At 63.3% G+C, this 12,763-nt stretch carries 15 protein-coding genes; 9 read left to right on the top strand and 6 right to left on the bottom strand.

Annotated features, from left to right (window positions below; genetic code table 11):
* Positions 1–5: 5 nt before the first annotated feature.
* Both LO55_RS09400 and LO55_RS09395 read right to left on the bottom strand, forming a co-directional pair.
* Positions 6–350 (bottom strand): AzlD domain-containing protein, encoded by a 345-nt coding sequence (locus LO55_RS09400; RefSeq protein WP_071361257.1) that lies wholly within the window; start codon positions 348–350, stop codon positions 6–8.
* Positions 343–1,095: an AzlC family ABC transporter permease gene (locus LO55_RS09395; protein WP_071361256.1), complete on the bottom strand. Its 753-nt coding sequence runs from the start codon at positions 1,093–1,095 to the stop codon at positions 343–345. Before LO55_RS09395 ends, LO55_RS09400 begins: the two co-directional genes overlap by 8 nt.
* Before the next feature lie 257 nt (positions 1,096–1,352).
* Between LO55_RS09395 and LO55_RS09390 the strand changes: the two genes are divergently transcribed.
* From LO55_RS09390 to LO55_RS09380, 3 genes are read left to right on the top strand one after another with little or no spacing between them, the layout of a single operon-like run.
* The gene (locus LO55_RS09390) at positions 1,353–1,547 is read left to right on the top strand and encodes a zinc-finger domain-containing protein (RefSeq protein WP_005664989.1); all 195 of its coding nucleotides are present in this window, start codon (positions 1,353–1,355) and stop codon (positions 1,545–1,547) included.
* A gap of 34 nt (positions 1,548–1,581) precedes the next feature.
* A complete protein-coding gene (locus LO55_RS09385) occupies positions 1,582–2,565 on the top strand; it encodes a YheT family hydrolase (protein ID WP_071361255.1) in 984 nt (327 codons plus the stop codon).
* Positions 2,566–3,153, top strand: coding sequence for a DUF2946 family protein (locus LO55_RS09380; RefSeq protein WP_071361254.1), 588 nt, complete (start codon positions 2,566–2,568; stop codon positions 3,151–3,153). It abuts the gene before it with no gap.
* A gap of 1 nt (position 3,154) precedes the next feature.
* Here LO55_RS09380 and LO55_RS09375 read toward each other — a convergent pair whose 3' ends face one another.
* Positions 3,155–4,726 (bottom strand): M48 family metallopeptidase, encoded by a 1,572-nt coding sequence (locus tag LO55_RS09375; protein WP_071361253.1) that lies wholly within the window; start codon positions 4,724–4,726, stop codon positions 3,155–3,157.
* Between the two features lie 101 nt (positions 4,727–4,827).
* Between LO55_RS09375 and moaC the strand changes: the two genes are divergently transcribed.
* The 4 genes from moaC to LO55_RS09355 all read left to right on the top strand — a co-directional run bounded on the left by moaC (position 4,828) and on the right by LO55_RS09355 (position 7,109).
* Positions 4,828–5,334 carry a cyclic pyranopterin monophosphate synthase MoaC gene (moaC, locus tag LO55_RS09370; protein ID WP_071361252.1) on the top strand — a complete coding sequence of 169 codons (507 nt, stop codon included), beginning with the start codon at positions 4,828–4,830 and terminating at the stop codon, positions 5,332–5,334.
* Between the two features lie 117 nt (positions 5,335–5,451).
* Positions 5,452–5,787 (top strand): hypothetical protein, encoded by a 336-nt coding sequence (locus LO55_RS09365; RefSeq protein WP_071361251.1) that lies wholly within the window; start codon positions 5,452–5,454, stop codon positions 5,785–5,787.
* 33 nt (positions 5,788–5,820) lie between these two features.
* Positions 5,821–6,216 (top strand): VOC family protein, encoded by a 396-nt coding sequence (locus LO55_RS09360; RefSeq protein WP_071361250.1) that lies wholly within the window; start codon positions 5,821–5,823, stop codon positions 6,214–6,216.
* A 182-nt stretch (positions 6,217–6,398) separates the two neighbouring features.
* Positions 6,399–7,109, top strand: a complete 711-nt coding sequence (locus tag LO55_RS09355; protein WP_005664975.1) for a flagellar brake protein — start codon at positions 6,399–6,401, stop codon at positions 7,107–7,109.
* Here the strand turns inward: LO55_RS09355 and LO55_RS09350 are convergent.
* Positions 7,106–8,035 carry a MerR family transcriptional regulator gene (locus LO55_RS09350; protein WP_071361249.1) on the bottom strand — a complete coding sequence of 310 codons (930 nt, stop codon included), beginning with the start codon at positions 8,033–8,035 and terminating at the stop codon, positions 7,106–7,108. The two genes, LO55_RS09355 and LO55_RS09350, sit on opposite strands and share 4 nt — an antisense overlap.
* A gap of 306 nt (positions 8,036–8,341) precedes the next feature.
* Here LO55_RS09350 and LO55_RS09345 point away from each other — a divergent pair, with 306 nt between their 5' ends.
* Complete coding sequence (locus tag LO55_RS09345; protein WP_071361248.1) at positions 8,342–8,797, top strand: fasciclin domain-containing protein; 456 nt, start codon at positions 8,342–8,344, stop codon at positions 8,795–8,797.
* Positions 8,798–8,933: 136 nt separating this feature from the next.
* The gene (locus LO55_RS09340) at positions 8,934–11,003 is read left to right on the top strand and encodes a S9 family peptidase (RefSeq protein ID WP_071361247.1); all 2,070 of its coding nucleotides are present in this window, start codon (positions 8,934–8,936) and stop codon (positions 11,001–11,003) included.
* A 54-nt stretch (positions 11,004–11,057) separates the two neighbouring features.
* Here the strand turns inward: LO55_RS09340 and LO55_RS27180 are convergent, their stop codons facing one another.
* Together LO55_RS27180 and sucD are read right to left on the bottom strand one after the other, a co-directional pair.
* Positions 11,058–11,561, bottom strand: coding sequence for a pilin (locus LO55_RS27180; RefSeq protein ID WP_071361246.1), 504 nt, complete (start codon positions 11,559–11,561; stop codon positions 11,058–11,060).
* A 303-nt stretch (positions 11,562–11,864) separates the two neighbouring features.
* Positions 11,865–12,746, bottom strand: a complete 882-nt coding sequence (sucD, locus tag LO55_RS09330) for a succinate--CoA ligase subunit alpha (RefSeq protein WP_005664967.1) — start codon at positions 12,744–12,746, stop codon at positions 11,865–11,867.
* Positions 12,747–12,763: the final 17 nt, after the last annotated feature.

The following is a 12,763-nucleotide window of genomic DNA, read 5'->3' as shown; positions in this document are numbered from 1 at the left end:
GTACATTAGCTGACGGGACCGAAAACGTGCAGTACACGCAACAGCGTAAAGACAAGCATGCCGAATAAAATCGTTAGCAACATGTTACGGCGCCACATATAAAAGACGAAGGCGGCAAGGCCGGCCAGCAGTTTCGGGTTCGCCAGCGTGAGCTGCACGTCGCCTTGCGCATCGATCAGGAAGTCGGGCCCGATGATGGCCGCCAGCGCGCAGGCCGGGGCGTAGCGCAGCATTTCCTGTACCCGCGGCGGGATCGTCACGCGGTGGCCGATCATCCAGAACGAACTGCGGGTGGCGGCGGTGGCCACGCACAGCACGCCGATCACGACCCAGATTTCCCAGTCAGCCACGGCGCACCTTCGCTTTCGCAAACGTTTCTTCGATCACCATCGCGGTGACCATTCCCACCAGTACCGCCAGCAGCAGCCCCAGCTTGTACGGCAAGTCGTAGGCCAGCACCGAGATCGCCCCCGCCACCAGCACGCCGCACAGGGCAGCGTTATTGATCATCAGCGGCACCATGATGCACAGGATGGCCAGGGTGCCGGCAAAGCCGAGGCCCCATTCGGCCGGCACCGCGCTGCCGAGGAAGATGCCGAGGATGGAGCCGATCTGCCAGGCGAACCAGTTCGGATACATCAGCCCCTTCAGGTAGGACAGCTTGCCCGCCACCGGCGCCAGGGTCGGATAGCGCTGCAAGAAGAGCGCGACGGTCAGGTCGCCCGAGATATAACCAAGATAAAAGCGTTGCTTCCATGGCAGGTGGGCGAAATGCGGCCCCAGCAGCGCCGAAAAGATCACGAAGCGCAGGTTGACCACCAGGGCGGTGGCGAAGATGACCCAGATCGGGGCCTGGGCGGCGATCAGCGGCAGCGAGGCCAGTTGGGCGGAGCCGGCGAACACCAACAAGGTCATGCCCAGCGACTGCGGCACCGACAGGCCGCTCTTGACCATGGCGATGCCGACCACCAGGCCCCAGGCGGCGATGCCGAACAGGGTCGGCAGGCCGGTCTTGAAACCTTCGTTCCAGGCGTCGCGGTTCGGCGCGTCGCCGATGGAGGCGGGAGGCTGGCCCGGATCGTCGGCCGCGCTCATGCAACAGACCGCGGCGCGTTCAGCACAGACATATCTGTGGCATTCTTGCAACGGCGGACGGGGATGTCGGCGAAGGCGGAAGGCTTGAAACGGTCGGGCATGAAACGCATGTATGGATGTGGCATGGTTGGACGCTCAATATAACAGGCGTCGATCATGCTCTTTATGCTGAACGCATTATTTTACGGTCATTTCGACAATAGAGCGAATCCGTTAAAATCCAGTCTTTGCCCAACTTGCCTGACGGAGAGAAACAGATGAATCAAAAGACGATGCCTGTGGTGGAGCTCACGGCCAAGGACCTGCCGGCCTATTGCCCCAACCCGGCAATGCCGCTGTGGTCCTCGCACCCGCGCGTCTTCCTCGACTTCGACCACCACGGCGAGGCCAAGTGCCCCTACTGCGGCACCCAGTACCGCCTGGCGCCGGGCACCGTGCTCAAGCACCACTGATTTCTCTCCAGAGGCACGCAAGTGCCTCTTTTTCATGCGCTACCCCGCTCCTTCGTGGCTGCCCGGCGGCCACCTGCAGACCATCTATCCGGCGACCTGCATCGCCAAGCCGCCGGTCGCCTACCGCCGCGAACGCTGGCACAGCGCGGATGGCGACTTCGTCGACCTCGACTTCGTGGACGGCCGGCCCGGCCAGCCGCTGGTGGTGCTGTTCCATGGCCTGGAAGGCAGTTCGAACAGCCATTACGCGCGCGGCCTGATGGCGGCGCTGGCCGCGCGCGGCTGGTCGGGCGTGGTGCCGCATTTTCGCGGCTGCTCCGGCGAAGCCAACCTGGCGCCGCGCTTCTATCACTCGGGCGACGCAAGCGAAGTCGACTGGATCGTGCGCAAGCTGCGCGCCTCCCACCAAGGCGCGCTGTACGCGGCCGGCGTCTCGCTGGGCGGCAATGCGCTGCTGCGCTGGCTGGGCGAATCGGGCCATGGCGCCGAGATCGTCGATGCAGCCTGCGCCGTGTCGGCCCCGCTCGACCTGGCGCGCGGGGGCGAAGCGCTGTCGTCCGGCTTCAATATGCTGTACACCCGGATGTTCCTGCAGACCCTCAAGCCGAAGTGCCTGGCCAAGCTGGAGCAATTTCCCGGCCTGTTCGACCGCGCCGCCCTGCTGGCCGCGCGCGACCTGTATGCCTTCGACAATGTCGTCACGGCGCCGCTGCACGGCTACCGCGACACCGACGACTACTGGCACCGCGCCAGCGCCCGCCACGTGCTGCACGACATCACGGTGCCGACGCTGGTGCTCAACGCCCGCAACGACCCCTTCTTGCCGGGCATTCACCTGCCGACGTCGGCGTCGAACGCGGTGACGCTCGAGTATCCGGCGCAGGGTGGACACGTCGGCTTTGCCGTCGGCCCGTTCCCGGGACGGATCGACTGGCTGCCGCGGCGTATCCTGCACCACTTTGATTCCGTCAATGGCATGCGCGCGCTGGCGCCGGCCGAACCATGCGATGCTGCCTGAATGGACGATATCGTAAAACAGGCAATGGCCAAGTGGCCGAACGTGCCCCACTGCTACGGCTGGCTCGCGCTCGACGCGCGCGGCGGCTGGCGCATGCGCGACGAAGCGGCCCAGCGCGCCAACGCGGCGGGCGATCGCTTGAACAATCCTGCGCTGCTGGGTTTCATCAACCGCAATTACCTGCACGACGAGCGCGGCAACTGGTATTTCCAGAACGGGCCGCAGCGCGTGTACGTGAACCTGGAGGCCACGCCCTTCATCGCGCGCACCGATCCGCAGCAAGGGCTGGTGCTGCAGACCGGGCAGGCGCTGGCCGATGTCGAGCGGGTTTGTCTGAGCGATGCCGGCGCGCTGGTGTTCGTGGCGGGCGAGACGGTGGCGCAGCTGGACGACCGCGACGTGGCCCAGGTGCTGGGCCTGCTCGAGCTCGACGGCGCCGCGGCCCCGGACGAGGCGGTGATGGCGTGGCTGCAAAATGGCGACGGTCGCCTGGTGCTGCCATGGAACGGCAGGCAGCACGAGGTCGAACGGATGGCGGCCGACGACATCGCGTCCAGGTTCGGCTTCAACCGGACGCCGATGCCTTGAATCACTCCTCTTCGGCCTCTTCCTTCGCTTTCTTCTGTTTCTCCTGCAGCTCGCGCACGCGCGCATCGATGACCGCCTGGTCGTAGAACGACGCATCGCTGGCCTTGCGCGCCAGTTCGAGCTGGGCCATCGCCGCCGGCACGGCGCCGGCCAGCACGTACGATTCCGCCAGCGCCATGTGCTGCAGCGCGATCTTGCCCTGCTTGGCATAGGTCCTGGCCAGCATGTCGTGCAGCTTGCGTTCCTCCCGATACTGCTGGGCCTGGTCGCGCAGGAACAACGCCGCCTCATCGAAACGTTCGGTCGCGATCAGGGCCTGCGCGTACTGGTGCGCGAGCGAACGCGACAGCGGGAAGCGCTGGCGCGCCGCATCGGCGTCCTTGACCGCTTCTTCCAGCACGGACCTCGGCTGGCCCGGCGCCATCTTGATCTCCAGCGCCAGCCCGGCGAACATGGTCGCGCCATCGCCCACATTCGACGGCGCCACCGACAGCACCCCTTCGCGCGGCTTCATCGTCTCGAGCGCCTTGTCGAGCCAGCGCTGCGCGCCGGCCAGGTCGTTCTCCTTGAGCGCCAGATAGGCCAGGCCATACTGGGCTCCGGCCTGCCACTGGCGGTGGGGCTGCTCCTTGAGCTGGGTCTCGAAGGCGGTGCGCGTGTCGCGCCGGCCCTGCTCGCTCCCGTCCTGCAGCACGCGGGTGCGCGCGCGCACCAGATGAAAATCGAGGCTGTCGATGCGCTGCTTCTTGGGAATCTCGCGGATACGCGCCTGCATGTCGGTGATCCGATCCTGGGTCAGCGGGTGGCTGCTCAGGCTGGCCAGGCCGGGAGGCAGGTCGCCATACAGCCTGGAGGCGGCCTGCAGGCGCCGGAAGAAAGCGACGATGCCGGTGGTATCGTAGCCGCCCGCCTCCATGATCTGGAAGCCGACGCGGTCGGCCTCGCGCTCGGCGTCGCGGCTGAAGTTCAGCTGGCGCTGCACGGCCAGGCCCTGGCCTCCCATCAGCACGCCCATAGCCGCATCCGAGCTGGCCCGGGCCGCCAGCGCCGCCAGGATCATCGACGCCAGCGGCAGCAGGACGTCCTGGCGCTGCTGGCCCAGCCGGCGCGCGATATGGCGCTGGGTGACGTGGCCGATCTCGTGCGCCATCACGCCGGCCAGTTCCGATTCGGTCTGGGCCGCGATGATCAGGCCCGAGTGGGCGCCGATGAAGCCGCCCGGCATCGCGAACGCGTTCAGGGCGGGATCGCGCACGGCGAAGAAGTGAAAGTCGGCATTGGTCTCGCCGCGCGCGCCGGGCACGGCGGCGACCAGGCCATTGCCGAAATTGTTCAGGTATTCGGAGATCGGCTCGTCGTCGAGGTAATCGCGATCGCGCCGGACGTCGCGCATGAATTCCTCGCCCAGCTTGCGCTCGACGACGGGCGACAGGTCGCCGCGCGCGGTGTCGCCGAGCGTGGGCAGGCGGGTCGAATCGGGCCGCCTGAACACGTCGGACTGCGCTGCAACGGGGAAGGCGGTCGCCATGCACAAGGCCATGACGGACAGGGAGGAGCGCCAGCGGCGCGTCATTGCTGGACGGACGACGGATTTCACGGTGCTATCATACCTGCATCCGCGCACATCTTGCTGCTCAGCGAACCATTTTGTAACCAGAACGTATTAACCGAGTAATGACGAATCCGATCCCGACCGCAGACCATTTGACCCACTTCGACGCCACCGGCCAGGCCCATATGGTCGACGTCGGCGCGAAACAGGACACGCACCGCACCGCGGTGGCGGCCGGGACCATCCGCATGAAGCCGGAGACGCTGGCCCTGATCACGTCGGGCAACGCCAAGAAGGGCGACGTGATCGGCATCGCCCGCATCGCGGCGATCATGGCGTCCAAGCGCACCAGCGACCTGGTGCCGCTGTGCCATCCGCTGCCGATCACGCGCGTGACGGTGGATTTCGAGATCGACGAGGCGGCCGACAGCGTGCATTGCCGGGCGCAGGTGGAAACCATCGGCAAGACCGGGGTCGAGATGGAAGCACTCACTGCGGTGCAGGTTGGCCTGCTGACCGTGTACGACATGTGCAAGGCGGTGGATCGGGGGATGGTGATGACGGATGTGCGGGTCATGGAGAAGCACGGGGGCAAGAGCGGGGACTGGACCGCCGATATCGACGCCTGACCGGTTCGACAACTTGCCCAATGCTGTAGACAACGTCCATACTCGGCCTATACTGATGGGCGACGCCCAAAGCGTCTTTCCCCACTCCAACCTGCTATCTGCCCGAGAGGATGTGTCATGACGACCGCATACCCGCAGTTCACCGCAGCGACCGCCCAGCTGAACGCCCTGCCCTATCAAGATGCATTCCTGAAGATCGCCAATGTCTACGCGGATTCGACCCGCGCCAGCCTGGAGCAGCTCTGGATCAGCTCGTCCAAGATCGTCATGGAAGAGACGATGAAGGCCTTCATCGCCGCTTCGCAGTCGTGCGCCGAAGCCTTGACCAGGAATGCCGTGTCGGTCCAGCAGCAGTCATTCGGCCGGCTCATCAGCGCCAACCAGAAGGCGGTCGAGATCATGGGGCAGAGCTTTGCCGACGCCATGGCGGGCGGCTGGAAAACGGCGCGCTGAGCGCCGCGCTCCATTACTCAACAGGAGACGACCATGGCAAGCAGCATCACTCCATTTCTGATGTTCGAAGGTTCGGCCGAGGAAGCGATGCGTTTCTATGTCTCGCTGTTCGCCCGCTCCGAAATCCAGCAGATCGAGCACTACAAGAGCGGCGAAATGGACCCCGAAGGGACCGTCAAGCGGGCTGATTTCTCCCTCGCCGGCCAGCCCGTGATCTGCATCGACAGTCCGGCCAGGCACGCGTTTACCTTCACGCCATCCATGTCGCTGTTCGTGGAGTGCCAGGATGAGGCCGAGTTCGACACCGCCTTCGCCCGGCTGGCGGACGGCGGCAAGCTGCTGATGCCGCCGGACAATTATGGGTTCAGCCGCAAGTTCGGCTGGCTGAACGACCGCTTTGGCGTTTCATGGCAGCTCAACCTGACCTGACTCGAGGGGGCTCGTTTTTCTTCGCTGGTCATCGGAGCCGGCAGGCGAATGCGGCCGCCATTGACTTATTGCTACCAGCTGTCGGAAGCAAGCAGTGACATTAAGATACATTCCAGAGGTAAAGCTGCTGCTATCATGCCGGCTTTTCTCTGCGGCAATGGCCGCCCGCTTGTTTTACCGATATGAACAGCGCCCAAGCCCATGAGCTGAAGCCCCAGGAATACGAATTCGAAACGCTGAACATGCAGGTCGGCGTCCGCCTGCAGCTCATCACGCACCGGCGGCTCAAGCCGGTCGCGCATTTTTCCAGCCTCATCGGCTACGTCAGGGACGAGTACCTCATCCTCAAGATTCCCTTCGAGGACGGCGTGCCGATCGGACTGACCGAAGGCGAGCGCGTGACGATCCGGGTGTTTTCGGGCGTGAACGTGTGTTCGTTCGCCTCCACGGTCGAGCGCGTTTTCAGCCGGCCCCTGTTCTACGTCCATCTTTCATTCCCGACCTCGATCCAGGGCACCAGCCTGCGCGGCGCGATGCGGGTGCGCGCCGACCTGCCGGTGCGGGTGGCCGGCATGAAGGTCGCGGCGCCGATGGATTGCCAGCTGGCGAACGTGTCGGTGACGGGCGCCCGCATCGATTCGTCACAGCCCTTGCCGCCCGATGAAGACATCGTGGATCTGCGGTTCGCGCTGATGGTCCCGCCCGACAACCGGGAAACCCAGGTGCGCACCCGGGCCAGCATCCGGAACCTGGCGGTCGGCAAGCCGGCGGACGGCCAGGCCGAGATGTACAGCTATGGCGTGCAGTTCATCGATCTCGATCCGGTCCACTACACGCTGCTGCAGAACATGACTTACGAGGCGCTGCTGGCCGACCGCGGCAAGATCGTCTAGGCCCAGCCTTTCGGCAACGGCAATCCTTCCTCGATCGCCAGCCTTTCCATCGCTGCCTCCAGCACCACCCGCGCGCGGCCCGAGGCCAGCGCCAGCTCGGCGTGCAGCGCCGCGTCTTCAGGATTACGCGATGCGCAATGCTGGCTGTAGCGCTCAAAGCTGCCGACCATCATCAGCAATTCGGTCAAGTGACGCGGGCATTCGCAGGTCAGGCGGTTGCCGGCGGCCGCAATATTGGCCAGGTCTTCGTCGGCGAAACGCGGTGGGGCGACGGCGGCGGCAACCGGCTCCTGCAGCGGCGGACGGTGGCCGGTCAGGGCCGAATGGCATAGCAGGGCCAGTTCATTCAGATCGGCGGGAATACGCGCGACCAGGCAGCCTTGCGCACGCAGGGTGCGGATAGTGGCGCTGGAGCAAAAGCGGTACAGCACAACGACCGCAGCCACGCCGCTTGCCTCGCGCGCGGCGGCAATGGCCGGCATCACCCGTTCATCGAGTTCGGACTGCTCGATCACCAGCACGTCGGCGCCTGTATCACGCGGTAACTCCTGCGCCATCGCAAGGCCAGCGCTGTGGCCGCGCACATCCAGTCCAAGGGCGCTCTGCCCCATGGCGGCAACGCGGCGCGCCAGCATGGCGCCCACCAGCAGCACACGCACTGGAGCGGCCTGGAGCGCCCGTGCCTGTCCATCCAAACCCAGCATCGATTGCAACTGGTCCCGGCTCAGGCCTGCCAGCACGCCGATCGAGTGTCCTTGATCGACCAGCTGCTTGAGCAGGCCGAGCCGCGCGACCTGTTCGGCCGAGTAGAGGCGCTGGCCACGCTCGGAGCGCTGGGCATCCGACAGACTGTAGCGACGCTCCCATACACGCAGCGTTTCAACTGGCAGGCCTGCCAACCTTGCGGCTGCGCCGGTGCGGTACATGATCCGCTCTTGTCCCGTTTTGAATGAATCCATGAGTTAAACACCCCAAATTGAACTAAATATTTGAAAATGAATGCTGTCACGAAATGAAAAGGCCTACAGTTATATGCTCAACAATATGCTGCAGGACGGCTGTTGTCGCATACGCAATACCGTTCCTATCTTACATTCGCATAAGCGAACCACGTTTGAACCTATTTTATAGGACAACATCGCTTCGCACATTAGACCGCGTCAGTGAATCCGCGTAAATTCGCTTCAGAACGGTTCATATTGAACCTTTAACCCCCGACTTCTGGAGCCAACATGAAAAAGATCTTGATTGCTTTGCCCCTCGCATTTGCCTTTGCTTCCGTTCAGGCGGCGGATATTGTGGATACCGCGAAATCGGCTGGCACGTTCAATACCCTCATCACCGCGGTTCAGGCCGCTGGTCTGACCGATACCCTGAAGGGCCCGGGTCCATTCACCGTCTTTGCCCCGACCGATGCGGCATTTGCCAAAATCCCCAAAGCCAAGCTGGATGCCCTGCTGAAAGACAAAGCAGCACTCTCCAAAGTACTCACCTATCACGTGGTGCCTGGCAAGGTCATGGCTGCCGACGTCAAACCTGGCGACGTCAAGACCGTCGAGGGCAGTGCGTTCGCAGTAAAAGTCACTGGTGGCAAGGTCATGGTCGATAAGGCCACCGTCACCAAGACCGACATCGCAGCCGACAACGGCGTGATCCATGTGATCGATACCGTCATCATGCCGAAATAAACGCCTTGCCAAGCAGCGCTCCCCGTCCTGGTCACACCAGTGAAGGGGAGGATGTCAGCTTCATACTCGATGACATCGTGGTAAATTGCCGGCTTGCCTGCGGCACCCTGCCGCGGCACTGATCGACGAGGATGGAATGACATTTCGCTTGCTGACGATGGCGGCGGCCCTGCTGGCCGCCACCACCGCAATGGCCGCGCCGCGCGGCTTTACCGTGGAAGACCTGGTCAATATGGAACGGGTAGGCAGCCCGGCCGTGTCGCCGGACGCCACGCGCGTGATCTATACCGTGCGCAGCACGGACATGGAAAAGAACCGCGGCAATACCCAACTGTGGATGGTCGACCTGCGCGCCGCCAAGCCCGCGCCGCAGCGCCTGAGCCAGCACGCGTCCAGCAGCAGCGACCCGGAATGGTCGCCCTCGGGCGACGCCGTCTACTTCCTGTCGGCGCGCTCGGGATCGTCGCAGGTATGGCGCCAGCCGGTCGCCGGCGGCGAGGCGGTGCAGGTGACGAACCTGCCGCTGGACGTCGACAACTTCCGCCTCGCGCCAGGCGGCGACCGCCTGGCGTTCAGCCTGGCCGTGTTCCGCGACTGCACCGACCTGGCCTGCACCAAATCGCGCCTGGATGCCAGGGAGAAGGACAAGGCCACCGGCAAGGTCTATGACCGCCTGTTCGTGCGTCACTGGGATACCTGGAACGACCACCGCAACGCCGTGCTGTTCTCGGCGCCGCTGGGTGCGGACGGCAAGATCGGCGGCGAACCGGTCAGCCTGTCCGGCTCGCTCGACGGCGACGTGCCGTCGAAGCCGTTCGGCGACCGCGAGGAGTACCGCTTCAGCCCGGACGGCAAGACCATCGTGTTCTCGGCGCGCATCGCCGGCAAGACCGAAGCCTGGTCGACCAACTTCGACCTGTACAGCGTGCCGGCCGCGGGCGGCGCGGCGCCGCGCAACCTGACCCAGGACAATCCAGCCTGGGATACCAAGGGCACCTTCTCGCCGGATGGCCGCACCCTGGCCTATCTCGCGATGGCGCGTCCCGGCTTCGAGGCCGACCGCTACCAGGTCATGCTGATGGACGTGGCCACCGGCCAGAAGCGCAAGCTGGCGGCCGACTGGGACCGCTCGGCCGGCAACCTGGTGTGGCGTGCGGACGGCAAGGCGCTGATCGTCGATGCCGAAGACATCGGCCAGCACCGCCTGTTCTCGATCGACGTCGCCAGCGGCAAGGTGACGCCGCTGACCGACAAGGGCGCGGTCGGCGCGTATGACCTGCGGCGCGACACGCTGGCGTACACCCACGCCAACCTGCAATCGGGCGCGCAGCTGTTCTCGATGAAGCTGGGCGGCAAGCCGAAGCAGCTGACCGATGTGAACACGGAACGTTTGAAGGACGTGCGCTTTGGCGAATCGGAGCAGTTCTCGTTTGCCGGCGCCAATGGCGAGACCGTGTACGGCTACGTGATGAAGCCGTGGAATGCGCAGCCGGGCCAGAAGTATCCGGTCGCCTTCATCGTCCACGGCGGCCCGCAGGGCAGCTTCGGCAACAGCTGGAGCTATCGCTGGAATCCGCAGGTGTATGCGGGCGCGGGGTATGCGGCCGTGTTCATCGATTTCCACGGCTCGACCGGCTACGGCCAGAAGTTCACCGATTCGATCAGCAATGACTGGGGCGGCAAGCCGCTGGTCGACCTGCAGAAAGGGTATGACGCGGCGGTGCAGAAATTCCCATGGCTCGATCGTTCACGCGACTGCGCACTGGGCGCGTCGTACGGCGGCTACATGATGAACTGGATCGCGGGTAACTGGTCGGATGAGTTCAAGTGCATCGTCAACCACGACGGCGTGTTCGATACGCGCGGCATGGCGTATTCGACCGAGGAACAGTGGTTTACGGATTGGGAGAGCGGCGGGCCTTACTTCAAGGTGCCGGAGAACCATGAGCGCTTCAATCCGGTTCATCACGTGAACAAGTGGAAGACGCCGATGCTGGTGATCCAGGGCGATCTGGACTTCCGCATTCCTACCGCGCAGGCGCTGGGGACGTTTACCGCGCTGCAACGCATGGGTGTCGAGAGCAAGCTGCTGGTGTTCCCGGATGAGAACCATTGGGTGCTCAAGCCGGCGAACTCGGTGCAGTGGCATCACACTGTGGTGGGATGGTTGGATCAGTACCTGAAGACACAGCCTGCTGCGAAGTAAGTTGGAAAGCAAAAAGCCCGCTGTGAAGCGGGCTTTTTGTTCGGCGTATTAGGGTTAGCCGCCAGATTCGCCTTCTTCCTCAGCAGCCGGTGGATTATTCTTGGTCAGTTCAGCCACAGCGATTTCGTTCGTGACAGTACCTGCGTTGTTACGCCAGTTGATGTTTGGACCTGCTACTTCAGCATCCATCGAAGCAACCAGACCGTCAACGCCGGTGGCGATACCTTCAGCGAAGGTCAGGCTGATTTCGCCATCGGTCACGCTAACTGCAGCCAGTTCTTTGGTCGGGGTGAACGCCGGGATGCCGGTCGCGGCATCCTCTGCAGTGGTATCGCAGCCATCTTTAGTACCGCCGGCTTCCTGGATGCAGAGACCAACCGCAGTCTTCAGCGAAGCGACAGAACCCATCGCTGCGGCGATTTTCGAACGAATGGTGTAATTGCTGTATTGCGGGATAGCGACAGCAGCCAGGATACCGATGATCGCAACGACGATCATCAGTTCGATCAGAGTGAAGCCGCCTTGGGCGTTTTTGCTTGGCATTTGCTTGAAGTTCATTTTTCTCTCCAGGAGTGATATTTCAAAAGTAGGACGACGTATCTTGTACTGCTCAGCTGCTACGCTTTCCTATACGCAAGCCGCGTGCCAGCTCAAAAGCAGCAAGAAACGGTCGATTTTATGAACAAGGAGATAACAAAACCCTGTGGCGCGACAAAATTTGACGGCTCAGGTGACAAAATTTGTCAGTGCCGTACGGCAATTTTTGTCAGGCGACGAAGATTGGCGACGAAAAATAGAACCGCAAATAGAAACGGGGAGCCGAAGCTCCCCGTTTAGCTTTCGATCAAGAGATCGCCAGAATTACAGCATCGCCTTCAGCAGACGCGCCATTTCCGACGGGTTCTTGGTGACCTTGATGCCGCAGGCTTCCATGATTTCCAGCTTGGCTTGCGCGGTGTCGGCGCCGCCCGAGATCAGCGCGCCGGCGTGGCCCATGCGCTTGCCCGGAGGCGCGGTGACGCCAGCGATGAAGCCAACCACTGGCTTCTTCATGTTGTCCTTGATCCAGTGAGCAGCGTTCGCTTCGTCAGGACCGCCGATTTCGCCGATCATGATGACCGCGTCGGTGTCAGGATCGTCGTTGAACATGCGCATCACGTCGATGTGCTTCAGGCCGTTGATCGGGTCGCCGCCGATGCCGACTGCCGACGATTGGCCCAGGCCCAGCGCGGTCAGCTGGCCGACTGCTTCATAGGTCAGGGTGCCCGAACGCGACACGACGCCGATACGGCCCTTCTTGTGGATGTGGCCCGGCATGATGCCGATCTTGATTTCGTCAGGGGTGATCAGGCCTGGGCAGTTCGGGCCCAGCAGCAGGGTCTTGGAACCGGCTTTGGCCATGCGATCCTTGATTTCCATCATGTCGCGGACAGGGATGCCTTCGGTGATGCAGATTGCCAGGTCCAGCTCGGCTTCGACGGCTTCCCAGATGGCGGCGGCTGCGCCTGCCGGTGGGACGTAGATGACCGACACGGTGGCGCCGGTTTCCGACTTGGCTTCCTTGACCGATGCGTAGATTGGAATGCCTTCGAAATCTTCACCGGCTTTCTTCGGGTTCACGCCTGCGACGAAAGCTTCCTTGCCGTTCGCGTAGTCGCGGCACATACGGGTGTGGAATTGGCCGGTCTTGCCGGTGATGCCCTGGGTGATGACTTTGGTGTCTTTGTTGATCAGAATCGACATTTTTATTTCCTTAGCGA

It is taken from the genome of Massilia timonae, assembly GCF_001866515.1.
Classification (GTDB): Bacteria; Pseudomonadota; Gammaproteobacteria; order Burkholderiales; family Burkholderiaceae_D; genus Telluria; species Telluria timonae.
Note: the sequence above shows the minus strand (reverse complement) of the source record. Positions and strands in the feature narration are given on the sequence as shown.

Excerpts from the sequence above, each read along its gene's own strand:
- LO55_RS09365 (WP_071361251.1), top strand. The coding sequence starts at position 5,452 with ATGACGACCGCATACCCGCAGTTCACCGCAGCGACCGCCCAGCTGAAC.
- moaC (WP_071361252.1), top strand. The coding sequence starts at position 4,828 with ATGACGAATCCGATCCCGACCGCAGACCATTTGACCCACTTCGACGCC.
- LO55_RS09355 (WP_005664975.1), top strand. The coding sequence starts at position 6,399 with ATGAACAGCGCCCAAGCCCATGAGCTGAAGCCCCAGGAATACGAATTC.
- LO55_RS09385 (WP_071361255.1), top strand. The coding sequence starts at position 1,582 with ATGCGCTACCCCGCTCCTTCGTGGCTGCCCGGCGGCCACCTGCAGACC.
- LO55_RS09360 (WP_071361250.1), top strand. The coding sequence starts at position 5,821 with ATGGCAAGCAGCATCACTCCATTTCTGATGTTCGAAGGTTCGGCCGAG.
- LO55_RS09340 (WP_071361247.1), top strand. The coding sequence starts at position 8,934 with ATGACATTTCGCTTGCTGACGATGGCGGCGGCCCTGCTGGCCGCCACC.
- LO55_RS09375 (WP_071361253.1), bottom strand. The coding sequence starts at position 4,726 with ATGACGCGCCGCTGGCGCTCCTCCCTGTCCGTCATGGCCTTGTGCATG.
- LO55_RS09350 (WP_071361249.1), bottom strand. The coding sequence starts at position 8,035 with ATGTACCGCACCGGCGCAGCCGCAAGGTTGGCAGGCCTGCCAGTTGAA.
- LO55_RS09390 (WP_005664989.1), top strand. The coding sequence starts at position 1,353 with ATGAATCAAAAGACGATGCCTGTGGTGGAGCTCACGGCCAAGGACCTG.
- LO55_RS09345 (WP_071361248.1), top strand. The coding sequence starts at position 8,342 with ATGAAAAAGATCTTGATTGCTTTGCCCCTCGCATTTGCCTTTGCTTCC.
- LO55_RS27180 (WP_071361246.1), bottom strand. The coding sequence starts at position 11,561 with ATGAACTTCAAGCAAATGCCAAGCAAAAACGCCCAAGGCGGCTTCACT.
- sucD (WP_005664967.1), bottom strand. The coding sequence starts at position 12,746 with ATGTCGATTCTGATCAACAAAGACACCAAAGTCATCACCCAGGGCATC.
- LO55_RS09395 (WP_071361256.1), bottom strand. The coding sequence starts at position 1,095 with ATGAGCGCGGCCGACGATCCGGGCCAGCCTCCCGCCTCCATCGGCGAC.
- LO55_RS09380 (WP_071361254.1), top strand. The coding sequence starts at position 2,566 with ATGGACGATATCGTAAAACAGGCAATGGCCAAGTGGCCGAACGTGCCC.